Raw genomic sequence first — 23,461 nt, 5'->3', positions numbered from 1 at the left:
ACACAAAAAAGCTCTCACTGATTTTAATTTACTAAAATACAGTGAGAGAACCTTCTATATTATTCTCTATATTTCTGCTCCGTTTGTTTGGATCAAGTGCTTATACCACTCAAAGGAGTCTTTTTTGATCCGCTTCAACGAGCCATTGCCTTGATTATCACGATCCACGTAGATGAACCCATAACGTTTACGCATTTCACCTGTTGTAAATGAAATCGGATCGATGCAACCCCAAACCGTGTAACCTAAAACATCGATCCCATCTATCTCGATTGCCTTTTTCATTTCTTTGATATGTTGGCTAAGAAAATCGATTCTTTCTACATCATGTATTTCATCTTCGACTAAAGTGTCGGCATAGCCAAATCCATTTTCTACAATAAAGATCGGTCGTTCATAACGATTACTTAAAATATTTAGATAATAACGTAAGCCTGCTGGATCGATCGACCAGCCCCATTCCGTCATACGTACATAAGGATTCTCCACAAGTGAGCTATCTCCAAGTAAGTCATCCTCTAAACGAACGGCTTCTGGTCGTGTTGAAATCGTGTTGCTTAAATAATAGCTAATCCCAATGTAATCAACTGTTCCAGTTTTTAGTAACTGTAAATCGTCTTCAGTAATATCTAGCTCATAGCCTTTTCTTTCCCACTCTTTGACTGCCCAACGAGGATAGTTTCCTCTTACTTGAACATCTGTAAAAAACAACTGTTTCTCATCTTCTTGTTGCGCTGCAAAGATGTCACTTGGATCACTTGTCAGTGGATAATTTGGTGTTGCTGCCAACATACAACCAATTTGAAAGTCTGGATTGATTTTTCGCCCTTCAGCAACTGTGATCGCCCCCGCCACAAATTGATAATGTGCCGCTTGATACATCGTTTTTAATTTATCTTCATCTGCTTGATACAGGATACCTGAATTGGTAAATGAATAAATTGGATTTTCTAAGATTCGTTGATTGTTGATCTCGTTAAAGGTCATCCAATATTTTACTTTATCTTTGTAGCGCTCCATCACAGTTACAGCAAATTTTGTGAAAAAGCTGATCAGTTCCCGACTACGCCAGCCGCCATACTGTTTAACTAAATGATAAGGCATTTCAAAGTGAGATAACGTGATGACGGGCTCGATTCCTTGTTTCAATAATTCATCAAACAAATCATCGTAAAAAGTAAGTCCTGCTTCATTCGGTTCCTGTTCATCACCATTTGGAAAAATTCTTGTCCAAGCGATACTTGTTCTCAGACATTTAAAGCCCATTTCCGCAAACAGCTTAATGTCTTCTTGATAATGTCCATAAAAATCGATTGCTTCATGGTTGGGATAAAATTTTCCTTCAATAATCCCGTCTGTAATTTCTCTAGCATGGTCTTTTGAACCAGCAGTCATCACATCTGCAATACTGACGCCTTTGCCTCCTTGGTTAAAGCCGCCTTCAACTTGATGAGCAGCTACTGCACCGCCCCATAAGAAATCGTTTCTCATTTATCCGTTTCCTCCTTGTTTGAGCCTACAACAAATAGCTTTGTGTCTGGTGTTACTGACTCAGTGGTGTTGATGATGTTCATCGTATCCATACTTGGTCCATCCGTCAAAATGACTGGCGAAGTCATCGCGTAGCCTTCTTGTTCGATTTTTTCACGATCAAAGACTAGCAACGTTTGACCACGTGTGATTATATCACCCATTTCAACTTTTGTTTCAAAATATTCACCATTTAAATTAACCGTATTGATTCCAATATGGATCAATAATTCACTGCCGTCATTCGACTTCAAACCAATGGCATGCTTTGATGGAAAAATTGCGACAACTGTTCCGTCAAATGGTGCCACAACTTTATTGTCTGTCGGGATGATCGCAACACCTTTTCCTGCAATTTCGCTAGAAAACACATCATCATCAACTTCTTTTAACGGAATTACTGTCCCTTCAAATGGTGCATAAACAATTGTTTCAGTTGCACGTTCAGCATTAGTCGGCATTTCAACCGCTGTTTCTTGAAAATCATCTTCTCCTTGATCTGTTTCAGGTAAGAAATCGGTCATTTCATCTTCTTTCACACCGAAGAAATACGTCAATACTGCACCAGCAATCAACGCAGAACCTACTCCGATAAAGTAACCCACTTTCGGTGTATAAACTGGGATAGAGAAAATATTATGGAATACATAAGCATTCATCGTAACACCTGTAACACCACAAATTGCACCGCCAATCGCACCAGAAATTGCAACAATTGGTAATAAACGTTTGTATCTTAAAATCAAACCGTAAACGATCGGTTCAGTTACTCCTGCAAATAAACCAGTTAACGCTAACGGTCCAGCTAAGGCTTTCATCTTAGAATGTTTTTTAGATTTCAAATAAAAACCAATTGCAATCCCAATTTGAGCAAATACTGCAGCAACAGCCATTCCTTCAATTGGATCACCACCCATAACGGTTAAGTTTTCAAGCGTAATTGGAGAAAAGCCCCAATGCAAGCCAAACATGACCATAAACGGCATTCCACCACCTAATACGATTCCTGAAAGTAACGCACTTTTTCCGATCAACCACATTACACCTTGTGATAACGCATCACCAATGACCGTTCCAAATGGACCAAAAAGTAAAGCCGTCAATGGAACCATGATCATCAAACTAAACATTGGTACTGCAAATAATTGAAGGTCTCTAAAAATAATTTTACGTAAGAGTTTATCCACAAATGAGTAGATAAAAATCGCTACAAAAATCGGGAAAATCGTTGTTGCATAATCAACAACATTTAAATTGATCCCTAGAAAATCAAGCTTTCCCTGACCAATCATCCCTGTGAATGATGGCTCCAGTAATGCCGCACCAATCACACCACCAACATACATATTTCCGCCTATTTTTTTCGTCAATGTGATTCCTAAGAAAACAGGTAAGAAGTAAAAGATCGCATTACTTGCTGCACTTAAAACCATATAAGTTGAACTAGTATCAGCTAATAATTTCATTTCAACTAAAATTGTTAAAACAGCTTTGATCATTCCAGAACCTGCCATTGCTGGGATCAGTGGTGAAAAGGCACCAGAAATCACTTCGAATACATAATTAAAACTCAATTTTTTCTCAGTCTTAGGTGCATCTTCGTTTAAATCAGCAAGTGATTGGATCGCCGCATAATAATCTGGTACTTTACTGCCGATCACCACTTGGTATTGTCCACCACTATTGACCACTGACATCACATAGGGAAGTTTTTCAAGGGCTTCTTTATCCGCTTTTTTTGTATTCTTCAGACTGAATCTTAAACGTGTGGCACAGTGAACTAAACTATTAATATTTGATTTCCCACCGACAAGTTCGATGATTTTTTTACTTTCTTCTTCATAACGCATGATAGTAATTCCTCTCTTTGCTTCGTTTTTATTGATGATACACGGTGGAAACAGAAGCAACTCCTGCCCCAATCTCGAAAAAAAGTGACCTAAGAAACACTTAGAAACTAAGTGTTTTTCTTAGGTCACGCCTGCCATACCAGTAACGATCCTATTGATTGCTTGATAAGCGATTTAAGTGAAGTGTTAAGTACATCAATTCATCATTTGAAATCGTCCAATCGTATTGTTGTTCCAAAAATGTTTTGATTTTGACTGCACACTGATAATCTAGTTCATATTTGACAGCGATTAAATTGATCAAAGATGAGTCTTCATTTGATGAAACTTCTTTATCTAACTGTCTTTTAACAAAGTAACGAATATGGGTAATGAAACGAGTGAAATCATAGGATGTTTCATCATATTCTTTGCCATAGTGATACTTAATAATATCAATAATACTTTGAATGATTTTAGTTGTCAGCATTGTTTCGTTCATATTGCTAGTAGAATTATAGGCATTGACAAAATGAAGAGTAATAAAAGCTGCTTCTTGATCTGGAATAGCAATACCTGTTTTCTCCCGCATCATTTGAACGGCTTTTAATGCAAACGCATATTCTTTTGTATAGATTTGTTTAATGTCCCATTCTAGCGGCGAGCGCATTTGTAAGCCTTCTGCAGCTCGATTTAAGACAAATCCGATATGATCGGACAATGTCAGTAAAATGGAATCATCAATCGATTGTTCTAATTCTGCTTCGCCTAATTGAATAATATCACTGGCCAGTTCAATATCTTCAATATCGATTCTTGCAAGCAGATTATCTAAATTGCTAACGGAATTATTACCTTCAAGAACAAATCTTTTTTCAATCAGGGCTGAATCGATCACATCACCTTCACGCTTGTTAAAGCCGACGCCTTTGCCCATAATGATTTCTTCGATATTGTCATCATTTAAAATCAAAGAAACATTATTATTAAAAACTTTCAGTACTTTCATTGAAATTATCTCCTGTTCTTGACTTGAAAAACGAAAAAAGACCTGACCTTATCAAACATCACCAAAAAAAGTAATGTGAGAGGTCACGCCTGCTTTACCAGTAACGATCCGTTGACCAAAGTATACAACGTCTTTTTTTCATTGTCAATAGTACGCTTACATTTTGACAACAAACCTCCTCTCACATGACTCAACCACCTGAATTTAAACTATACCCTGTTTTCTTCAAACGAATAAATTTGTTCGATTGCGTCGGCTAATTTTTGAAACTGAACAAATTTTCCTTCACGAATATACTCTTTTCCATCAACGAAAAAAAGTAACGTCGGTGCTGAGAAAATCAAATATTCAGCTGAAATTTCTTTAATCTTATCAGCTTCCACTTCTCTTAGTTCAATTTTAGGATAGTGTTTCAATAACTCGGTCAGTTTAGGTCTGAGTGCGTGACACACCGAACAATCTTCTTGCGAAACATAGATAAAAGCAAGATGATTTTCATTGATAAAGGTTATTACTTCTTGAATTGTTTGTAATTTTTCCATAGACTAATCATCCTTCTGTAATTGGCTAAATCATAGCACCTTCTTACCAAGATTACGATTTTTATGCCCAAACGCTACTTATTCACTTCAACCCATGCCTTGTAATAGTCCCTGTAAAATCCATCTTTATCTTCAGCAGTCATGATATAACGTCCAACCATCGTTCCAGTTTGATAGCCTTGTTTCTCCAATTTTTCTTTCATTGATTGAAAATTATTTTCTAAAGGATTGTCAGACTTGATTGTAAGTAGGAATTGTTTGTATGAATAACTTGGTTGCTCTAGTTGCTGCCAAATCGTCACTTCTTCTACAAATTCTTTAGTTGTGACAGCAAACCCATAAATGATTTCTTTTTCATGATCAGACTCGATATACACTACCAAACTTGAAGGATTGTCAATGTATGTTTGTAATTCATTAGGATCCTTTAGATCAATTGGAATAATTCGCTCTACATCTAATGGCTCGTCAAGAAAGTCTTTTTCTTTCAGTTCAATCAAACTCAATAATTGATCTTTTCTGTGTTTGATCCCTTGTTGTTTTTTCTCTAGTTCCGCTAATTCTGCAGCGACTCGAGTTTCTGTTTCATCTAATATCGTCCATAATTCTTCTGGTGATTTTCGGTAGAGATTTCTCATTTTATTGATGGGAATATCCAATCTGCGGTAAAAATCAATATCGCTGATTGTTAGGATATCTTCCATGTCAAACATCCGATAACCATTATGCCGATTTCTAGATGATGTTAGTAAATCCATATCATCCCAATAACGAATTTTCGACTTTGGCAACTTCATGATTTCAGCCACTTGTCCCACAGTCAATAACTTCTCTTTTTCCATAAACTCACCTCTTAATTTTATTATAAACAAAAAACATTGACATTCAAGTGACTTGAAGGTGTAGAATTCCCTTTGAGTCTTGAAAAGGAGGAATTTACATGAAAATCATTCAGTTTTTCATTAAAAAGAATAGGATACTTATTTTAGCAACAGTGATCAGTTTATGTTTACAAATTATCGGAACACTTGGTGTGCCGTTATTAGTCGCACAGTTGATCGATGTGGGGATTGCGAGTGGCAACACACAGTCAATCAAAATAATTGGTCTTAAAATGCTCGCAATGGCTTTGTTTGGTGCGCTCTCAGCAATTGCGGGAAGTTATCTTTCAGCTAAAGTAGCCGCTAAATTTGGTTTAGAAACACGGGAAATGTTTTTCGATAAACTTCAAACATTCTCTATTAAGGATACAGACCATTTTGGGACAGGCTCATTGCTGACAAGAATGACCAACGATGTTGATAACATTCAACAGATGATCGTGTTGTTTCTACAACTGATTTTACCGGCACCGATTATTGCGGTGTTCTCACTTTATATGACGTTCACCTATTCAGCAACGTTAGCATTAGTTCCACTGATTGCAATCTTAGTTTTTGGCTTGATCGTATATATCTTGATGAAAAAAGGAACACCGCTTTCACTATTGATCCAACCAAAAATGGACAAAATCATTGTGACTTTGCGGGAATTTTTTACAGGAATCAATATGATCCGTGCTTTTAACAATCAAGAGTATGAAGAAGACCGAACCAATAAAACATTTTCTGACTATGCAAACGGCATGATTCGCGTAAATAGTATTTTTGCGTTTATTACACCTGTTGCTTTCTTACTAATGGGCGTGGTTTTCTCTTCTATCTTATGGTTTGGTGGAAATTTAGTTGCGCTTGGTACGTTGCAGATTGGTACTGTTTCAGCCGTTGTTGAATATTCTTTACTAACGCTTGCTTACCTCATGATTGCCGCCATGGTTTTAGTTATGTTACCTAGATCGCTGGCTTCAGTAAAAAGAATCGAAGAAATTTTGAATACACAAGACCAAATTCTGGATACTGACCAACCTGTTTTACTTGAAAAATCTGATTCACAAGATACTCTGATTGATTTAAACCATGTAACATTCAGTTATGATCAAGCGGATGAAGCCGTTTTAGAAGACATTCATTTCAGTATTCCAAAAGGAAAAACAACTGCGATTGTCGGTGGGACTGGTTCTGGTAAAAGTACTGTTGCCAAATTATTATTACGACTTAGCGACGTCTCTGAAGGTGAGATTTTATTCGATGGCATGGATATCAGAAATGTTACGCAAGAAGAGCTACGTTCTAAAATTAGTTACGTTCCTCAAAAAGCCTTTCTATTTAGTGGAACTATCAAGAGCAATTTATTGATGGGTTACCCTAAAGCAACAAAAGCGGATATGGATCGAGCCGCCGAAATTTCACAACTTGCTGTTTACCTCTCTACATTAAAAGATGGCTATGATTCATTCGTAGCGCAAGGTGGAACGAACTTCTCAGGTGGTCAAAGACAACGACTGTGTATCGCTCGAGCCTTAATAAAACCTGCGGATATTTATATTTTTGATGATAGTTTCTCTGCACTAGATTACCAAACTGATGCTGCATTAAGGTTAGCATTAAAAGAAGAAATGGCAGATAAAACTTTACTGATTGTTGCACAAAGATTAAGTACTATCCAACAAGCAGACAACATTATTGTTTTAGATGAAGGTAAAATTGTGGGTCAAGGGACACACAAACAACTGTTACAAAACAATAAAACGTACCAAGAGTTTGCCCGCTCACAAGGGATTATCACGGAAGGAGTACAACCATGATGGAAAAATTAAATAAACAAACATTAAAACGATTCTTTCAATTGATTCGACCAGAACGTCCAATATTTTTCGGCTTGATTCTCTGCAGTTTGATTGGGAATGCCTTAATTATTGCTATGCCATTTATCATGGGTATCGCCATTGATGATTTACTTACGCTTATCAAAACTCACGGCGTCGGTCACCTCACGTTTTCAATGATTCAAGATGCTTTGTTGGTACCTGTTTTGATTCTAATTGTATTCTCCATTCTAAGCAGTGTGATGTCTTACATTCAAGAACGTGTAATGGCCTCTTTAAGTGAACGAATCACATTAAGAGTCAGAAAAGAAGTCACGAAAAAGTTCAAATCATTACCAATGGCATTTTTTGATCAACATCAAGTAGGCGATATTTTAAGCCGGACAACAACTAGTTTAAATCAATTATCACAAGTTTTTCTGACTGGGATCAATCAATTCTTCACGTCGATCTCAACAATCGTGTTTGCTGGTATCATGTTATTCTACATTGATGTAAAACTAACCTTGATCGTCGTTGTACTGATTGCAGGCAGCTCATTTTTAACAGGTAAAATTGCGAATAAAAATAAAAAACTAGCCGAACAAAGTCAGGCGGAACTTGGCATTTTAAATAATAAAACAGAAGAATTTTTATCTGGAAATTTAGTGACGAAAACCTTCAACCAACAAGATCATGCCAAAGAAGTCATTTCACAAACGAACCAAAAACATTACAAAGCCTTTTTAAGTGCTCAATTTATGAACTTTGCGATTTATCCAGCGATTCGTTTGATCAATCAATTAGCGTTTATCGTCAGTGCGATCATCGGTGCCTTCTTAGTTTTACAAGGTGGGATCACAATTGGCTTACTTCAAGCTTATCTACAATATATCAATCAAGTTTCTGAACCGATTTCTACCGCTTCTTATGTTATCAACTCGATTCAAGCAGCTTTAGCAGCCGTTGATCGGATCTTTGAAATTTTAGATGCAGAAGACGACGTTCCAGAAAAAGCGAACGTACAACTCATCGATCATCCAACTGGAGCAATCTCATTTGATAAAGTTCAGTTTGGTTATACAAAAGAAAAAATGTTGATGAAACAAGTTGATTTTACCGTTCAACCAAAGCAAATGGTAGCGATCGTCGGACCGACTGGTGCTGGTAAAACGACCTTAGTAAACTTATTGATGCGTTTTTACGAATTAAATGGAGGGTGTATTACCTTTGATGGTGTAGATATCACAGACCTTTCAAGAACCAATCTACGTGCGATGTTCGGGATGGTTTTACAAAATACGTGGCTATTTGAAGGAACAATTGCTGAAAATATCGCCTATGGACGGATGGACGCAACTCGAGAAGAAGTGATTGAAGCTGCTAAAATCGCCCAATGTGATCACTTTATTCGTACATTACCAAATGGTTATGATTCGATCATTTCAAGTGAAAATGGTTCATTATCACAAGGTCAGCAACAACTACTGACGATTGCCAGAATCATTTTAGCAAATCCTCCTGTTGTTATTTTAGATGAAGCAACGTCTAGTGTGGATACTAGAACGGAAGCTCACATTCAAAAAGCGATGGATGAGGTAACAAACAATCGGACAAGCTTTGTGATTGCTCATCGCTTATCTACAATTGAAAATGCTGATTTGATTTTAGTGATGAAAGATGGCGATATCGTGGAGAAAGGAAATCATCAAGAATTATTGGCGAAACCTTCATTATACGCCTCTCTTTATAATAGTCAGTTTCAGCAAACTTAAATAACATCACACAAGTTGGTTGCTCTTTTTAAATGAGTGACCAACTTGTTTTTTACTGTATTTTTTCATAAGGAAGGTACGCCTTGCTATGCTTTTCAGAGACAAAATGAAAGAATATAGTCCCAACCTTCATATTTCTGATAGTTTCCATATTCTCCTTTTACCACTGTTCATAATGAGCGGATAAACGTTGAATATAAAGTGGGATGCAATTAGGAGTCGCTTCTAAAAAAGTCAATGCATTATTTTCTGCAGCTATCATTTTCTGATCAAGAGAGATCATAATTTTTTCCATTTCTTTTTAGAGTTTACAAATCATCCACATAACTTAAATGTTGGCTAAGAACGTCAGGATCATTTGGAAATTGTCCTTCTAACTCTTTTTTAATTCTTCACGAACATGAGGTTAGTACTGCGTGGGGTCTATTTCTATGTTTGTTTTTGGGCGTTTTTCAGGTATGAGACACCTCTTTTGAGGTTATTTACTTAGTTACATAATAAAGGTGACACCCATATTTCATAAAGTTTCTGTTTTGATTTTTTTCAATCTCAGTTGTTAGGAGAATTCAGTCTTTGCTATTGAAACTTGTCTAAATTTTTACTTTGTTTTTGGAATGCTTCTTTTACCTTTTTTCCAAATTGCCCCTTAACGGAGTTCCCCATATTCTCGGACACAGCTGCCATATTGGTTTTAACTGAAGATAGTTTCGTTTCTCCACTTTGTTTTGCTGTTTGCTTATTAGTTTGTATTTTCTGATTCATAGAATGACCAATAGCTGCAGCAATTGCTTCCTTTTGTGCATTTTTTTTAAGTTCCTTTTTTACATCGTCTAACATCAAAAATCACTCTCTTTCTTAGCTAATTCCTGATCATCTAATATGCGAATCGCACGATAATAGGTATCATCTAATTCTTCTAGCTCTCGTTCGATCTGCTTTCTGTCATGTCGTGCCGCTTCATAGACTTCTTCCTTCATTCTATCTAACTTATGTACAGCCTGTATAATAAATTCTTGATCAGGAACATAGTCTTTTAAATAATAATATGTCCTGTCTGCAATCTCTTCCAAGTCACGTATTCCACGATCTCTTTGAAAGAGAATGTCGTCTTCTTTCTCTTCAAATTGGCGTTTTTTTCTTAAATAATCTATCTCCAATACTTCTTGCTGCTCCAACTGAATACCCCTTCCTAGAAAAGTTGACTTGCTAAATCTTTATCGCTTTGAACAAGTTTATCAATACCAGATTTAATTTCAGAAACGAGACTATCAAAGCTCTCACCTAGTTGTTTCGCTTTTGCTATTTGTTCTTTATAGAATATCGTGGGTTCTGTAACAATACTTGATTCTGTTGCTCCAACTAAAGCTAGTGCCTCAATAATTTCAGCTTCATTCAATTCTGTGCCGATTGAGCGAGCATGTTGGAGTCCTTCTATCCAAACTTGTTCCACTTCTATAATTGCATCTTGATAGAGTTTGATTAGTTCTATTAATCCTTCTTTCATCGTCAGAGAAGCAGTTGTTATAGCTAACAAGGCTTGACTATTATCTAAATATATTTCTTCACTCTTCGATAAGCCACCACCACTTGATTTCAATTTCTTTCTTAATTTTTTCAATTCAGAAAGATCCAGTATTCGATAGGAGCCGTATAATTTTAAGTACTCTTTTACTCGAGCTTTCGCTTCATCATCATCGTTTGTCCAGAATTTGCCCTCCCCCTTGTTCCAACACTATGAAGTTTTTGTTCAATCACTTGTTGGTACTCATCATTTCGATTATTTTGGGCATAAGTAAGAAACCCCAAGCGTGTTCCAGCCGTCAAAATAACAATTATAACTGGAATCATCACACCCACAGCAACAAATTTTGAACTAACTATTTTCGGTGTATCAATAGTAATTTCAGTTGAGCGATCAACCACTTGCCAGCCTGTCACAGCTAAAAATAATACCATTAACCCTACACCAATCGTTCCAGGTGCAAAAAATGTTTTATACGGAAACAAGGCAGAATAACCAAACCTAAAAAATAGAACGAGTAGCAAAAGCCACGATGTCACATAGACACTGATCAGACATTGCAATTGTTGACTCTTTTGTCTAAATTTTCTCAGAAAAAATACAACCACGACCGCATTCACGAAGAAAGAAAAGATATATCCGATAAAAACAAATGACAATACAAAAAATGAATACAGCAATCCATAAGACTGGTTGGCTGTATTCCCCGAAAAATCAAATTTTAACAATCCATAAATAAATGTTAAGGTAAAAATCAAAAGCGGCAATAATACTGCTGTTTTTGTTATCTTTTTAAATTTCATAATACCCATTTCTCCTTAATTATTCTCAAAATTCTTTTTTAATTAAACGCACTATTTATCAGTTTAATATAAGAAAAGGCTTGATCTAGCCGCTTCTTCAAACATGGAGCAGCAGATCCCAGCGTTACTTTACCCTTTCACACCATCCAAAAATTAAAAAAGAATTATCCAAGTCTAAGATCAACATCTCTATACTGTTGAAAAGTTTTAACTATTTTGTTAAACAAATGAATTGTTATAAGTTCATTTATATATATTGCTATTTCTTACGAGATATATTATAATTTCCCTAGCTACTATTCTATGAACAGTAGACTAAAACCTTAAAATGGGAAAGGAATTAATTGTTATGAAAAATTTTAAATTAGGTTTAATTGGTATTGTTTTATTAGGAACATCTCTAGCTAGTTTGTCTCCTGAATCAGTTTCTGCAGTAGAATCCCGCTCAAATGTCAGTACTGACAAATTTGTTCAAGTCTCTGATTCTGTTGAAGTAGCACCTCAAGAAATCGTGGCTGAAGATGAAATAGAACTAGACGCAGGAGGTTCTGTAACACTTCAAGCTTCTGTTTTGCCAGCTAATACAACAAACAAGCAGCTACTTTGGAGCACAACAGATGAAGAGATTGCAACTGTTGATGCCAATGGACAAATCACTGGAGTAAACCCTGGTTCTACAGTAATCGATGTAACAACAGCAGACGGTAAAATCACCAAGTATATCGATGTTACAGTAAACGAGGTTGCTCCTAAAGAAATCAGTGTTGACAAAGAGAATGTAGAATTACATTTAGGTAACTCTTCAACGCTTAAAGCTTCTGTCTTACCTGCCAATGCAACAGACAAAGAATTATTCTGGATTTCAGAAGATGAATCTATCGCAACCGTTGATGACAATGGTAAAATCACAGGTAAAAAAGTAGGAACAACCACTATTTCAGTATTATCTGTCACTAACTTTGGTGAAATCGAAAAACGTGTCTCTGTTACAGTGAAAGAGAAATTACAATCAGTAGATGTAACCTTCCCAGCAAGAAACGGATTATATTTTTCTAAACAAGATTTAAATGAAACTGTTGAACTTAAATCCCCCTCTAATGAAAAAGTATATATTCTCTTGCATCTAAACAAACTAAATAAAATGTATAATCTAAAAATCGGTGAATTAGACACTATTAATGGAACTGGTCTGTATAATGTTCAGCCATTAACACTTGGCACTCCATTACTTCCATCACTGTACTATGTTAGTGCTGATAGAAAACTGGATAATAGTAAAATGGTTATTATGTATGTAGATAAGAAAAACCCTAAGATTATCAAAGATTATTTTATTGTTAGAGAAATATAAGATAGTCGATTTTTTACACTATCTAATTATTTAATTAAAAACTAGGTCTGTAGTGGAAGCCATTTTTGTCTTTCACCACAGACCTTTAACTATTATTTAATCATCTTATTGAATAGTTATCCTGGGGTTTGTTCCACAGACCAAGTTAATGTAGTAACATAAGAGCCTGCCGTCGGAATTTTTGTATTGGCATCAATTCCTAATGAAATGTTTTTTTCTTTGTATGTTTCCTCACCTGAAATATAACCACCTGGATATGGATTCTTTCTATAACCATCATCATCAGTCCCAGGAACTTGGAAAGGTGACAGCCAATGTTCACCAATTGCCGCCTCACCACGATAATCAGCAATCAAAGCGGAATTATCCTTATCTAAAGTTACATATTCAGCTAACCAATATTTATCAGCCTCACCAACATTGTCAGTACGCTTTTCTCCTTTGAAGTCTAAACTATCATGGAATCTCCCAATATATAAGTCAGCACCTGTCATCTCTTTTCCAGATTTTTCATGAGTAAATCCAGTACGTTTTAACGTGATTTTAAAATCGGGTGCACTCGTTTTATTATTCGTAATTGCCATCATCAAGTCTTTCCATGGATACCAGGGTTCTGGCGGAATTACAGGCTGCTGGCCGCTATATGGATTTACCTTCTCAATTACTGTCATTTGATCTGATTGGCTGATGCTTTCCTTATCAATCGTTGGATAAATATATCTTGTCTCCTTATTGCCGTAATGGATATCGTCAAAACTTAATTTTATATTCTTAGCTTTAACTGAAATATTCCCATCCTTAACTTCTGTCTTGATTTCTTGACTAGCTTCTAAGTTCTCCGCAAATCCTACTTTTGGACACAAAATAACACTTGCAAATGCTGAAGTGACAACCAACTGTTTAACCAACTTTTTCTTCATTTTTTTCTCCTTTATGAACTTTTTTAGTTACATATTAATTATAACAAATTTAAATATAAAAAGTATAACTTTTTTATAAAAATGACATTTTCGTTGTTTTTCCATGCTATATCACTAGGAACTCTGCTGCTATTATGCGTTAAAGTGTCCGTAATCCATTAGTAAATGAAAAGAATACTACTCTATTCAATTTGTCCCTAATCAAAATATTGACTTTTCCTCTCAAATGACGTACACTTTCTACTTGAATCTAATAATTAAATAGTACCTCAAATTGAGGTAGAGGTTGCGGTTTTTATTAAGCTTGCGGAGTGAGAGGACACGTCGAAGCAAGTCTAGGAAAAATCGCCGAAATGCATAACAGCCTCCCTGTTATGCGTTGGGACGTAAGCGAACAACTTACGGACTGTCTTAGTAGTGATGCTAAGTTGCGCTATGTTTTTGTTGAGAGTACCTGACGATAGTAGGCAACCATGCATTTTTGTATGGTTGCTTTTTTACGTAAAGAAGAATTTGTTAGACACATTCTTCAAAACTCTTTAAACTAAATTATAGTAGAATAAATTTCGTGGTCTAGGAGAAAGGAAGAACAATATGAATAAAAAATCATTTTCACTTGGCTTGTTAGTAGCAGTTGTTATAAGTATTTTCTGCGCTCCCTCGTTCAGCCAGGCAGAAGGAACAGATGCAAACGGTGAATTCCGTGTTGGTATGGAGGCAGGATATGCACCATTCAACTGGTCACAAAAAACAGACGCGAATGGCGCAGTACCAATCCAAGGAAATTCTTCTTATGCAGGAGGATATGATGTCCAAATCGCTAAGAAAATTGCAGATGGTTTAGATAAAAAACTAGTGATTGTTCAAACAAAATGGGATGGGCTGGCTCCAGCGTTACAGTCAGGTAAAATAGATGCAATCATCGCTGGGATGAGCCCAACAGCTGAACGTCGGAAAGAAATTGATTTTACAGATCCTTACTATGAATCACAATTAGTTGTCGTGGTTCAGAAAAAAAGCAAATTTGCAGATGCAAAAAATTTAAAAGATTTATCAGGTGCCAAAATCACAGCTCAGCTAAATACTTTCCATTATAGTGTAATTGATCAAATTTCTGGTGTGAATAAGCAACAAGCTATGGATAATTTCTCTGCGATGAGAACAGCATTGGCTTCTGGTATGATCGATGGTTATGTCAGTGAACGACCAGAAGGAGTAACTGCTACAAGTGTCAATAAAGAGCTAGAAATGCTTGAGTTTTCAAAAGAAAGTGGCTTCCAAACCAATACCGAAGACGTTCAAATCGCTGTCGGCATGCGTAAAGCAGATCCTTCCATTACCAAAGTCAACCAAATTTTGTCAGATATTTCATCTGCAGAACGTACTAAAATAATGGATCAAGCAGTCGAAGATCAACCTGCTGCTGAAACAAGTAATGATGAAAAAACAGGCGTTTTAGCCGATTTCAAAAATATTTGGGATCAATATGGCGGTATGTTCTTGCGTGGTGCTGGTTTAACCTTACTTATTGCTTTGATCGGAACGGTTGTAGGAACAACTTTAGGATTATTGATTGGTGTTGTTCGGACAATTCCAGAATCAGAAAATAAAGTAGCACGTTTCTTCCAAAAATTAGGTAACGCCTTGCTTTCGATCTACATCGAAGTATTCCGTGGGACGCCAATGATGGTACAAGCAATGGTGATTTTCTATGGTTTAGCATTAGCTTTTGGGATTTCTCTAGATAGAACAATCGCAGCTTTATTCATTGTTTCGATAAATACAGGTGCTTATATGTCTGAAATCGTTCGTGGCGGAATCTTCGCTGTTGATCAAGGACAATTTGAAGCAGCACAAGCAATTGGAATGACGCATGGACAAACAATGCGCAAAGTTGTGATTCCTCAAGTTTTACGTAATATTTTACCAGCAACAGGAAATGAATTTGTTATCAATATTAAAGATACAGCTGTTTTGAGCGTGATTGGTGTAGCCGACCTATTCTTCCAAGGAAATTCTGCATCTGGCGCAAATTTTCAATTCTTCCAAACATTTACGATCGTTGGGATCATGTATTTAATCATGACGTATGCTATCACACGTATCTTACGAGTCGTTGAGAAGAAGATGGATGGTCCTTCTGCTTATGTAAAATTAGAAGAAGTAGAAAATCTAAAAGAAAGCTAAGAGGAGATAATGATGAACACAATTATTGAAGTCGAACATCTAAGAAAAAGCTTCGGTGAAAATGAAGTTTTAAAAGATATCAACGTGACTGTAAATAAAGGAGAAGTCGTGACAATCATCGGCTCTTCTGGTTCGGGCAAATCAACCCTTTTACGTTGCATCAACTTATTAGAAAAACCCACTGGGGGCAAAATTATCTACAATGGTGAGAACGTTTTGGAACGCGGATATAATCTACCTAAATACCGTACGCATTTAGGCATGGTTTTCCAATCGTTTAACTTGTTCAATAATATGAATGTTTTAGAAAATTGTGCATCCGGACAACTGACTGTCTTGAAACGTGACAAAGAAGAAGCACGTAAAATCGCTTTAGAAAATCTAGATAAAGTGGGTATGGAACGTTTTATAGATGCAAAACCATCACAACTTTCTGGTGGACAAAAGCAACGCGTAGCGATTGCTCGTGCTTTATCTATGAACCCAGATGTAATGTTATTCGATGAACCGACTTCAGCACTTGATCCTGAAATGGTCGGAGAAGTTTTAAAAACTATGAAGGATTTAGCTGATACAGGATTAACGATGATTATCGTGACACACGAAATGGCATTCGCTAAAGAAGTTTCTGATCGTGTAATTTTTATGGACAAAGGTGTCATCGCTGAAGAAGGTAGCGCAGAAGATATCTTTGTTCATCCAAAAGAAGAACGAACAAAAGAATTTTTACATCGAATCTTATCACAAGAATAGTAGTATTTTATTAGAAGGGAAAACCTAAGTCGAACGCGTGCAGTTCAACTTAGGTTTTTCTTTTGGCATGCCAATGGAGTCATGTATTGATACTTCTGAAAAACTTACATAGAATGGCTTCGTTCACTTAAGGATCTAGATTCTAACATTTGTTCCTTTTATATACAGTTATTTGAAGATAGAGGAATTTCTTTTAATGCGTTCATTCATAAGATTATTAAAGGTACTTTAATAAAAAATCGATTCTCTTGAAATAAGCTAGAAACTCCATATAACATATGTTATATTCTGTTGAAGGAGATGTTATAAAATGAAAAATAGAAACAAGTTATTATTGCTTTTCACTGCTCTTTTTTTAGCTTATTCGATTTCACCCAAACCTGTCCAAGCTAATGAGCTAACCAGTACTACTCAATCTCAACAATCAGCGGTGCTGCCAATACAATTTTTAGGCACTAATGATTTCCATGGTGCTCTCTCTGAGGCATCGGCTCTTGCTAGTAACTTAAATCAAGCAAGAAATACCTTCAAGTCACAATTCCCTAACGCTGTTTCACTCAGAGTTCAAGCGGGCGATATGGTTGGCAGCAGTCCAGTTAACTCTAGCCTACTTCAAGATGAGCCTACGATTAAAGTAATGAATCAGATGCATTTTGATTACGGCACTTTAGGCAATCACGAATTTGATGAAGGTTTAACAGAATTCAATAGAATTTTAACTGGTACTGCTCCAGAAATAGGGCAATTTAATTTGGAAACCGAAAATTACCCTAGAGAAGCTAGTACGCAAGAACTACTGATTGCCAATGTTTTACAAAAACGTGACCATGCCATTCCATACAACTGGAAACCTTATGCGGTAAAAGAAATCACTATGGATCAAAAGAAAATGCAAATCGGTTTAATCGGAATCGTTACTAAAAATATCCCCAATCTAGTTTCAAAAAAATACCACGAAGAATACACATTTCTAGATGAAGCAGAAACGATTGCTAAATATAGCCAAGAACTTCGAGATCAAGGTGTGCATGCAATTGTTGTTATTGCCCATACTGGTCACGGAGAAGCAATTATCAATAAACTAAACCAAATTGCTCCCGAACATAGCATTGATATTTTTTTTGATGGGCATAGTCATAAAGAGGTCAATACAGCTATAGGCAACACACGAATCATTCAAAGTTTATCCAGCGGACGTGCTTTTAGCAATGTTGATGGTAAAATTGATTCTGAAACAAATGATTTCACAACGACGCCTACTGCCAAAGTTATTCATGTCAATAAAGCACTTGCTAAAGAGCCAACTATAGAAGCTTTGGTGACTGACGCTGACCAACGAATCGAGGATCTTTCTAAGCAAACGATCAGTTATGCGGTCTCTACTGCTGCAATTTCAAAAAAAGATAATCTTTTCAAAGAATCTGCCTTAGGCAATTTAGTCGCTGATGCTCAGCTATCAATTGCCAATAAAGAAGGATTTTCTGTTGATGGCGCTTTGGTAAATAATGGTAGTTTACGTGCTGATTTAGCTGTTAATTCTGACAAATCAATCAGCTACGGGCATGCTCATCGTGTTCAGCCGTTTAATAATCCATTATATGTTGTTCAGCTTTCAGGACAACAATTGACCGATATTTTGAACAAACAGTATCAAAACAATCAAAAAAATCCCCTCCAAATTGCGGGAATTTCTTATCAATATACTAATAACTCTACTAATGCACAACCTTATCTAGTCACTAAACTGATGAAGAAAAAAAGCTCTACTATTACTTTACAGCAAGTAATTACTTTGGTTGTGAACGAGTATGTTTATACTAGTGATTTTTTCAGTCCTATTTTTTCTAAAGGAAAACTCTTAGGCATACTACAAGCTAACGATACTGAAGCCTTCATTCAATATCTTAACGACCATAAAGAGCAAAAAGTCTCAATCAATGCTAAAATCGATAATCGAAAACAGTACACACCATTTAACCCAAATACCGATTTTAAATATCGGACACACGTACAAGATCAAGGTTGGAAACCTTATGTAACCTCAGGAAACCTTAGCGGAACCGTAAGGCAATCGAAAAGGTTAGAAGGCATTCAAATAAAAATAGATTCAGCCATCGACGGAGCTGTCCAATATAAAACCCATATTCAAGACTATGGATGGCAAGGTTGGAAAGAAAATAATGCTCTTAGTGGGACTACTGGCAAGTCTAAGCGTCTGGAAGCCATCCAAATTAAACTACGCGGTGCTATCGCAAACCAATATGAAGTACATTATCGTGTCCACTCCCAAGATTATGGCTGGTTAGGTTGGGGAAAAAACGGACAATCCGCCGGAACGCAAGGTTTATCTAAACGACTAGAAGCAATAGAGATAAAAGTCGTTCCTAAAAACACACCTTTTCCCTCTAAAAATCGAGCAGCATTTATAAAAAGATAAAAAAGTCGTATCCAGGACATAGCTCGTAGAGTTATGTCCTGGATACGGCCTTTTATTTTTTATAAGAACGAATTTCTGGTGGTGTATATTCTGTGATAAATCGTTGAATTTGTGCTAAATCATCCGAAAAAAAAATCTTTTCTCGATCCGCTGACGTTAAAAAACCATCCTCAACCATTTTGTCAAAGAATTCTGCTAATAGATCGTAATACCCATTGACATTAAAAAAGATACAGGGATTTTGGTGTTCTCCAACTCGTCCCCAAGAAACAACCTCTGATATTTCTTCTAATGTTCCAGGTCCTCCAGGTAACGCTAAGTAACAGTCTGCTAAATCAATCATCTTACGCTTACGCTCATGCATATCATTTACAATATGCATTTCAGTAATATTTTGATGAGCCAATTCCCGTTCTAGTAAAAACGTTGGCATAACACCAATCGCTTTAGCGCCATTTTCAATGACCGTATCTGCTAAGATTCCCATTAGACCAACATTGCCGCCTCCATATACAAGATCATACGCATTGTTCCCCATCCAATGACCTAACTCTTTTGTTCTCTCCTTGTAAACTGTATTATTACCTTCACTAGCACCACAATAAACTGCTACTTTCATCGTAAAAACCTCACCTACTCTAACTAAATAAGAATTTTTCTCTGCTTTTATGCTTCTTCATTTTTGGATTGATACGAAATATCATTAAATGCTTTTATCATATACTCGCTCTGATTATTCTCTCTTTCCAAAATCGTAATACTTGTGTTCGCTAAGGGGCCACCTTCACGCCATTTGGATTTCTCTTTTCCTACTAGTGAGTTGATAAGTGTGATCAGTAGCACTCCATGAGCGACAATCAACACTTTTCCATGTGGAAATTTTTCACTTATTTTTTCTATCGTCTGAGTTGATCGCGCAACTAATGAATCGATCGTTTCACCACTAAAAGCTGTAGGATCATATAAATCAGGTCGTTTTCGTAGATGATTAGTTTGTTCATCTGACTGATCTATCTCAGCTCCTTCACGATCACCAAATCTGATTTCTCTTAGATTATCATGATACTGAACAGTCAGTTTGTTCAAATAATTATTTTCTTTAAGAATATAATTTGCAGTATCCATGGCTCTTTTTTGAGTACTGACAGCTGCCATATCGAATGAAATGTCGCAAAGATAGCGTCCTGCCTGAATCGCTTGTTCGATCCCAATAGGTAACAATGGCGAGTCAATTTCTCCACCTTGAAAGCGTAAACTCAAATTTAATTCAGTCTTACCATGCCGAACAAAATAAAATGTAGTCACTTGTTCCATCCCCTCCATTTTTGAAATGATTCATACACTTGATTATGATACTACAAATAAATTTTTTTTGCTTCACTTCTAAAATATTGTTCTTAATTCTAGCATTTATAAAGAGAAGATGAGTAAAAAAATACCACTTTGTCTCACTCTTCATTATTATAGTTAGTCTTTCCCCCAATAATAAAATGCCTGGATACTAGTTAACGACAGTTTTAAATTCCACCACTTTTATCTCTTCAATTTTTTTATAAACAAAATTCTATAAAAATTTATTGTTTTAGAAGAAGCTATTTTAAGTATTTTTCATTTTTTCTCTGCCTTATGCTACCATAGTAAAATAGACTGGGAGGGAATTAGATGGAACTTCAATACTATCAACAATGGATCAGTGATTTTTATAAAAAAAGGGGCTGGTATGCGCTTAATTCGTTCATCCGTGTAGGTTTCTTATCAGAAGAAACAGGAGAAGTTGCTCGTGCTGTACGTGCTTTAGAAATCGGTCGTGATCGACCCGATGAAGAAGAAAAAAATTCAGAAAGCTTAGTTCACGATTTGACTGAAGAACTCGGAGATGTTTTAGACAATATCTTTATTTTAGCTGATAAATACGATATTCGTTTTGAAGATATTTTGACGTCTCATAAACAAAAATTAGAAGAACGATTCGCTGAAAAACAACTATGAAAGAGGGATCATAATGAACACCATAATTACGATTCGTCCAATTGAAGAAAAAGATTTTCCAACTTTACTGAAAATAGAAAATACGATTTGGACGAATGAGAACTCTCCTGTGCTTCATTATTATGCATCTGTTGACGAATACAAAGAGAAAATAGAAGGCAGGAACATTTTTGTCGCTGTAGATGAAGACAGGCTCCACGGTTTTGTTGACGTTCATCATCCAACACCATTACTCTCTCATAAAAAACATTGGATGTTAGGGATCGGGGTCCATTCGGATAGTCAGTCATTAGGGGTTGGACGGAGCTTATTGGATTATGTAAAAGAAGTAGCGAAAAAAGAAGGTATCCGTAAGATTTCTTTACGAGTCATGGGAGCTAATACTAAAGCTATTCAATTTTATCGCAAAAATGGATTTACCCAAGAAGCCTTATTCAAAGATGAATTTTTTATAAATGGGCACTATTGTGATGACTACCAATTCGCTTATTTTATCGATTAATCTAAGCTTATTTTAACATTTTCAGAAAACATCTAATTTTTTCTGAAAATTCACTTGCTCTACTCTTCTTATTCTGGTACTTTTAGTAAGGACAAAATTTGAGGAGTGTTGAAGTGTGACAAAGAAATTATCATGGCGTGACTACCTTTATGTAGGTTCCATGCTATTTGGTTTATTTTTTGGGGCAGGAAACTTAATTTTTCCTGTTCATATGGGACAAGAAGCCGGAGCTAGTATTTTCCTAGCTAATCTTGGTTTTTTGATTACAGGGATAGGTTTGCCTTTTTTAGGTGTGATTGCAATAGGGATTTCAAAAAGTAATGGTGTGTTTGATTTAGCAACTCGCATCAATCGCCGTTATGCTGTTGCTTTTACCGTGTTATTATATCTGACGATTGGACCTTTTTTTGCATTACCTCGCCTGGCAACGACTTCTTTTGAGATTGGTTTAGCCCCTTTTATTCCAACTGACCAGCATAAATTGATTTTAGCAATTTTTTCTGCACTATTCTTTTTGATTGCCTGGGGGTTTTCTCGTAAACCATCTAAGTTATTAGGTTATGTAGGTAAATTTTTAAATCCATTATTTCTATTTTTATTGGCAATTTTGATTCTATTTGCTTTTCTTACTCCACTTGGAGCGGTATCTTCCGCGCCTATTACTGATGCCTATGCAGTAAACCCTTTTTTCAAAGGTTTTACAGAGGGCTATAATACATTAGATGCATTAGCTTCTCTGGCTTTTGGAATCATCATTGTTTCAACCATTCGAGGGATGGGGGTAGAAAAACCAAATGATATTGCTAAAGATACTATAAAATCAGGAGCAATCAGTGTTGTCTTGATGGGTATCATTTATACACTATTATCTTATATGGGAACAATGAGTTTAGGTAAATTCCCTCTTAGTGAGAATGGTGGCATTGCTTTAGCGCAAATTGCTAACCATTATTTGGGTAATTTAGGCAGTATCTTATTGGCATTTATTGTTATTTTAGCTTGCTTGAAAACAGCAATTGGTTTAATCACTGCTTGTTCTGAAACTTTTAGCGAACTATTTCCAAAAGGTTCTTATGCCTTTTACATTGCGATTGCTAGTATTTTACCTTGTTTGTTTGCGAACGTTGGTTTAACCAATATCATTCAATTTTCGATACCTGTTTTGATGTTTCTTTATCCTTTGGCAATGACTTTGATGATTTTAGTGATCATCAGCCCACTATTTCAGCATCGTAAGGAAGTCTACCAAATGACAACATATGTGACACTCTTTGCAGCATTGTTGGATGCGTTAAATAGTGCACCTGATTTTATCAAATCAAATACTATAGTTGCAGCTATTTTAAAAACTGCTCAGAACTACTTGCCTTTATTTACAATCGGTATGGGCTGGGTCGTTCCAGCATTTCTCGGGTTGATTGCTGGGTTGATTTGGATCAGAATAAAAAAAGAATCCGTTTATAGTTAACAACAAGAGATGTGATAAAACTTTGTGTTTTTATCCATCTCTTTTTTTGAGTTCATCCTCTTGTATAAACTTATCTACCATACTGGTATTTTTTTTATCCAAAATGGGAAACAATGTTCAACGTAGTTTATCTTTTGTTCATTTCCGGCAAAAGTTTGCCT

The 23,461-nt window shown here is 36.1% G+C and carries 21 protein-coding genes and 1 riboswitch; of the genes, 9 read left to right on the top strand and 12 right to left on the bottom strand.

The window, feature by feature from the left end:
* Positions 1–66: 66 nt before the first annotated feature.
* The 5 genes from AC4BB5_RS02425 to AC4BB5_RS02405 form a co-directional block, all read right to left on the bottom strand.
* Positions 67–1,491: a 6-phospho-beta-glucosidase gene (locus AC4BB5_RS02425; RefSeq protein ID WP_490457831.1), complete on the bottom strand. Its 1,425-nt coding sequence runs from the start codon at positions 1,489–1,491 to the stop codon at positions 67–69.
* Positions 1,488–3,380 (bottom strand): beta-glucoside-specific PTS transporter subunit IIABC, encoded by a 1,893-nt coding sequence (locus AC4BB5_RS02420; protein WP_490457830.1) that lies wholly within the window; start codon positions 3,378–3,380, stop codon positions 1,488–1,490. The genes AC4BB5_RS02425 and AC4BB5_RS02420 overlap by 4 nt, the downstream gene beginning before the upstream one ends.
* Positions 3,381–3,531: 151 nt before the next feature.
* A complete protein-coding gene (gene licT, locus AC4BB5_RS02415; RefSeq protein ID WP_490457829.1) occupies positions 3,532–4,368 on the bottom strand; it encodes a BglG family transcription antiterminator LicT in 837 nt (278 codons plus the stop codon).
* Positions 4,369–4,577: 209 nt separating this feature from the next.
* The gene (locus AC4BB5_RS02410) at positions 4,578–4,910 is read right to left on the bottom strand and encodes a thioredoxin family protein (RefSeq protein ID WP_490457828.1); all 333 of its coding nucleotides are present in this window, start codon (positions 4,908–4,910) and stop codon (positions 4,578–4,580) included.
* Between the two features lie 74 nt (positions 4,911–4,984).
* Complete coding sequence (locus AC4BB5_RS02405) at positions 4,985–5,752, bottom strand: MerR family transcriptional regulator (RefSeq protein ID WP_490457827.1); 768 nt, start codon at positions 5,750–5,752, stop codon at positions 4,985–4,987.
* A gap of 98 nt (positions 5,753–5,850) precedes the next feature.
* On the opposite strand from AC4BB5_RS02405, the gene AC4BB5_RS02400 reads away from it, so the two are divergent.
* Together AC4BB5_RS02400 and AC4BB5_RS02395 are read left to right on the top strand one after the other, a co-directional pair.
* The gene (locus AC4BB5_RS02400) at positions 5,851–7,593 is read left to right on the top strand and encodes an ABC transporter ATP-binding protein (protein WP_490457826.1); all 1,743 of its coding nucleotides are present in this window, start codon (positions 5,851–5,853) and stop codon (positions 7,591–7,593) included.
* The gene (locus AC4BB5_RS02395) at positions 7,593–9,368 is read left to right on the top strand and encodes an ABC transporter ATP-binding protein (RefSeq protein WP_490459018.1); all 1,776 of its coding nucleotides are present in this window, start codon (positions 7,593–7,595) and stop codon (positions 9,366–9,368) included. The genes AC4BB5_RS02400 and AC4BB5_RS02395 overlap by 1 nt, the downstream gene beginning before the upstream one ends.
* 576 nt (positions 9,369–9,944) lie before the next feature.
* On the opposite strand, the gene AC4BB5_RS02390 is transcribed toward AC4BB5_RS02395, so the two are convergent.
* Genes AC4BB5_RS02390 through AC4BB5_RS02375 form a run of 4 tightly spaced genes read right to left on the bottom strand, consistent with a single transcriptional unit; the run spans position 9,945 to position 11,693 of the window.
* Complete coding sequence (locus AC4BB5_RS02390) at positions 9,945–10,205, bottom strand: hypothetical protein (protein ID WP_490457825.1); 261 nt, start codon at positions 10,203–10,205, stop codon at positions 9,945–9,947.
* Entirely contained in the window at positions 10,205–10,543 is a 339-nt protein-coding gene (locus tag AC4BB5_RS02385) for a hypothetical protein (RefSeq protein WP_490457824.1), read from the bottom strand. The genes AC4BB5_RS02390 and AC4BB5_RS02385 overlap by 1 nt, the downstream gene beginning before the upstream one ends.
* 14 nt (positions 10,544–10,557) lie before the next feature.
* Complete coding sequence (locus AC4BB5_RS02380; protein WP_490457823.1) at positions 10,558–10,986, bottom strand: hypothetical protein; 429 nt, start codon at positions 10,984–10,986, stop codon at positions 10,558–10,560.
* A 50-nt stretch (positions 10,987–11,036) separates the two neighbouring features.
* Positions 11,037–11,693 (bottom strand): hypothetical protein, encoded by a 657-nt coding sequence (locus AC4BB5_RS02375; RefSeq protein ID WP_490457822.1) that lies wholly within the window; start codon positions 11,691–11,693, stop codon positions 11,037–11,039.
* Positions 11,694–12,042: 349 nt separating this feature from the next.
* On the opposite strand from AC4BB5_RS02375, the gene AC4BB5_RS02370 reads away from it, so the two are divergent.
* Positions 12,043–13,044 carry an Ig-like domain-containing protein gene (locus tag AC4BB5_RS02370; protein WP_490457821.1) on the top strand — a complete coding sequence of 334 codons (1,002 nt, stop codon included), beginning with the start codon at positions 12,043–12,045 and terminating at the stop codon, positions 13,042–13,044.
* Positions 13,045–13,160: 116 nt separating this feature from the next.
* On the opposite strand, the gene AC4BB5_RS02365 is transcribed toward AC4BB5_RS02370, so the two are convergent.
* Positions 13,161–13,964 carry a hypothetical protein gene (locus AC4BB5_RS02365; protein WP_490457820.1) on the bottom strand — a complete coding sequence of 268 codons (804 nt, stop codon included), beginning with the start codon at positions 13,962–13,964 and terminating at the stop codon, positions 13,161–13,163.
* 272 nt (positions 13,965–14,236) lie between these two features.
* Positions 14,237–14,408: riboswitch (Lysine riboswitch) on the top strand.
* Positions 14,409–14,558: 150 nt separating this feature from the next.
* On the opposite strand from AC4BB5_RS02365, the gene AC4BB5_RS02360 reads away from it, so the two are divergent.
* The 3 genes from AC4BB5_RS02360 to AC4BB5_RS02350 all read left to right on the top strand — a co-directional run bounded on the left by AC4BB5_RS02360 (position 14,559) and on the right by AC4BB5_RS02350 (position 19,341).
* On the top strand, positions 14,559–16,151 hold the full coding sequence (locus AC4BB5_RS02360) for an ABC transporter permease subunit (protein WP_490457819.1): 1,593 nt from the start codon (positions 14,559–14,561) through the stop codon (positions 16,149–16,151).
* Positions 16,152–16,160: 9 nt separating this feature from the next.
* A complete protein-coding gene (locus AC4BB5_RS02355; RefSeq protein ID WP_490457818.1) occupies positions 16,161–16,904 on the top strand; it encodes an amino acid ABC transporter ATP-binding protein in 744 nt (247 codons plus the stop codon).
* A 310-nt stretch (positions 16,905–17,214) separates the two neighbouring features.
* The gene (locus AC4BB5_RS02350) at positions 17,215–19,341 is read left to right on the top strand and encodes a 5'-nucleotidase C-terminal domain-containing protein (RefSeq protein ID WP_490457817.1); all 2,127 of its coding nucleotides are present in this window, start codon (positions 17,215–17,217) and stop codon (positions 19,339–19,341) included.
* A 52-nt stretch (positions 19,342–19,393) separates the two neighbouring features.
* Here AC4BB5_RS02350 and AC4BB5_RS02345 read toward each other — a convergent pair whose 3' ends face one another.
* Both AC4BB5_RS02345 and AC4BB5_RS02340 read right to left on the bottom strand, forming a co-directional pair.
* Positions 19,394–19,960: an LOG family protein gene (locus AC4BB5_RS02345; protein WP_490457816.1), complete on the bottom strand. Its 567-nt coding sequence runs from the start codon at positions 19,958–19,960 to the stop codon at positions 19,394–19,396.
* A gap of 47 nt (positions 19,961–20,007) precedes the next feature.
* Positions 20,008–20,655, bottom strand: a complete 648-nt coding sequence (locus tag AC4BB5_RS02340) for a histidine phosphatase family protein (protein WP_490457815.1) — start codon at positions 20,653–20,655, stop codon at positions 20,008–20,010.
* A gap of 348 nt (positions 20,656–21,003) precedes the next feature.
* On the opposite strand from AC4BB5_RS02340, the gene AC4BB5_RS02335 reads away from it, so the two are divergent.
* The 3 genes from AC4BB5_RS02335 (at position 21,004) to brnQ (ending at position 23,300) form a co-directional block, all read left to right on the top strand.
* Positions 21,004–21,330, top strand: coding sequence for a MazG nucleotide pyrophosphohydrolase domain-containing protein (locus AC4BB5_RS02335; RefSeq protein ID WP_490457814.1), 327 nt, complete (start codon positions 21,004–21,006; stop codon positions 21,328–21,330).
* A 13-nt stretch (positions 21,331–21,343) separates the two neighbouring features.
* Positions 21,344–21,832, top strand: a complete 489-nt coding sequence (locus AC4BB5_RS02330; RefSeq protein WP_490457813.1) for a GNAT family N-acetyltransferase — start codon at positions 21,344–21,346, stop codon at positions 21,830–21,832.
* A 115-nt stretch (positions 21,833–21,947) separates the two neighbouring features.
* Entirely contained in the window at positions 21,948–23,300 is a 1,353-nt protein-coding gene (gene brnQ, locus AC4BB5_RS02325; RefSeq protein WP_490457812.1) for a branched-chain amino acid transport system II carrier protein, read from the top strand.
* The last annotated feature ends 161 nt before the right edge of the window (positions 23,301–23,461 follow it).

The organism is Enterococcus sp. AMC1252, from assembly GCF_058216515.1.
Note: the sequence above shows the minus strand (reverse complement) of the source record. Positions and strands in the feature narration are given on the sequence as shown.

Excerpts from the sequence above, each read along its gene's own strand:
- AC4BB5_RS02425 (WP_490457831.1), bottom strand. The coding sequence starts at position 1,491 with ATGAGAAACGATTTCTTATGGGGCGGTGCAGTAGCTGCTCATCAAGTT.
- AC4BB5_RS02420 (WP_490457830.1), bottom strand. The coding sequence starts at position 3,380 with ATGCGTTATGAAGAAGAAAGTAAAAAAATCATCGAACTTGTCGGTGGG.
- licT (WP_490457829.1), bottom strand. The coding sequence starts at position 4,368 with ATGAAAGTACTGAAAGTTTTTAATAATAATGTTTCTTTGATTTTAAAT.
- AC4BB5_RS02410 (WP_490457828.1), bottom strand. The coding sequence starts at position 4,910 with ATGGAAAAATTACAAACAATTCAAGAAGTAATAACCTTTATCAATGAA.
- AC4BB5_RS02405 (WP_490457827.1), bottom strand. The coding sequence starts at position 5,752 with ATGGAAAAAGAGAAGTTATTGACTGTGGGACAAGTGGCTGAAATCATG.
- AC4BB5_RS02400 (WP_490457826.1), top strand. The coding sequence starts at position 5,851 with ATGAAAATCATTCAGTTTTTCATTAAAAAGAATAGGATACTTATTTTA.
- AC4BB5_RS02395 (WP_490459018.1), top strand. The coding sequence starts at position 7,593 with ATGGAAAAATTAAATAAACAAACATTAAAACGATTCTTTCAATTGATT.
- AC4BB5_RS02390 (WP_490457825.1), bottom strand. The coding sequence starts at position 10,205 with ATGTTAGACGATGTAAAAAAGGAACTTAAAAAAAATGCACAAAAGGAA.
- AC4BB5_RS02375 (WP_490457822.1), bottom strand. The coding sequence starts at position 11,693 with ATGAAATTTAAAAAGATAACAAAAACAGCAGTATTATTGCCGCTTTTG.
- AC4BB5_RS02370 (WP_490457821.1), top strand. The coding sequence starts at position 12,043 with ATGAAAAATTTTAAATTAGGTTTAATTGGTATTGTTTTATTAGGAACA.
- AC4BB5_RS02365 (WP_490457820.1), bottom strand. The coding sequence starts at position 13,964 with ATGAAGAAAAAGTTGGTTAAACAGTTGGTTGTCACTTCAGCATTTGCA.
- AC4BB5_RS02360 (WP_490457819.1), top strand. The coding sequence starts at position 14,559 with ATGAATAAAAAATCATTTTCACTTGGCTTGTTAGTAGCAGTTGTTATA.
- AC4BB5_RS02355 (WP_490457818.1), top strand. The coding sequence starts at position 16,161 with ATGATGAACACAATTATTGAAGTCGAACATCTAAGAAAAAGCTTCGGT.
- AC4BB5_RS02350 (WP_490457817.1), top strand. The coding sequence starts at position 17,215 with ATGAAAAATAGAAACAAGTTATTATTGCTTTTCACTGCTCTTTTTTTA.
- AC4BB5_RS02345 (WP_490457816.1), bottom strand. The coding sequence starts at position 19,960 with ATGAAAGTAGCAGTTTATTGTGGTGCTAGTGAAGGTAATAATACAGTT.
- AC4BB5_RS02340 (WP_490457815.1), bottom strand. The coding sequence starts at position 20,655 with ATGGAACAAGTGACTACATTTTATTTTGTTCGGCATGGTAAGACTGAA.
- AC4BB5_RS02335 (WP_490457814.1), top strand. The coding sequence starts at position 21,004 with ATGGAACTTCAATACTATCAACAATGGATCAGTGATTTTTATAAAAAA.
- AC4BB5_RS02330 (WP_490457813.1), top strand. The coding sequence starts at position 21,344 with ATGAACACCATAATTACGATTCGTCCAATTGAAGAAAAAGATTTTCCA.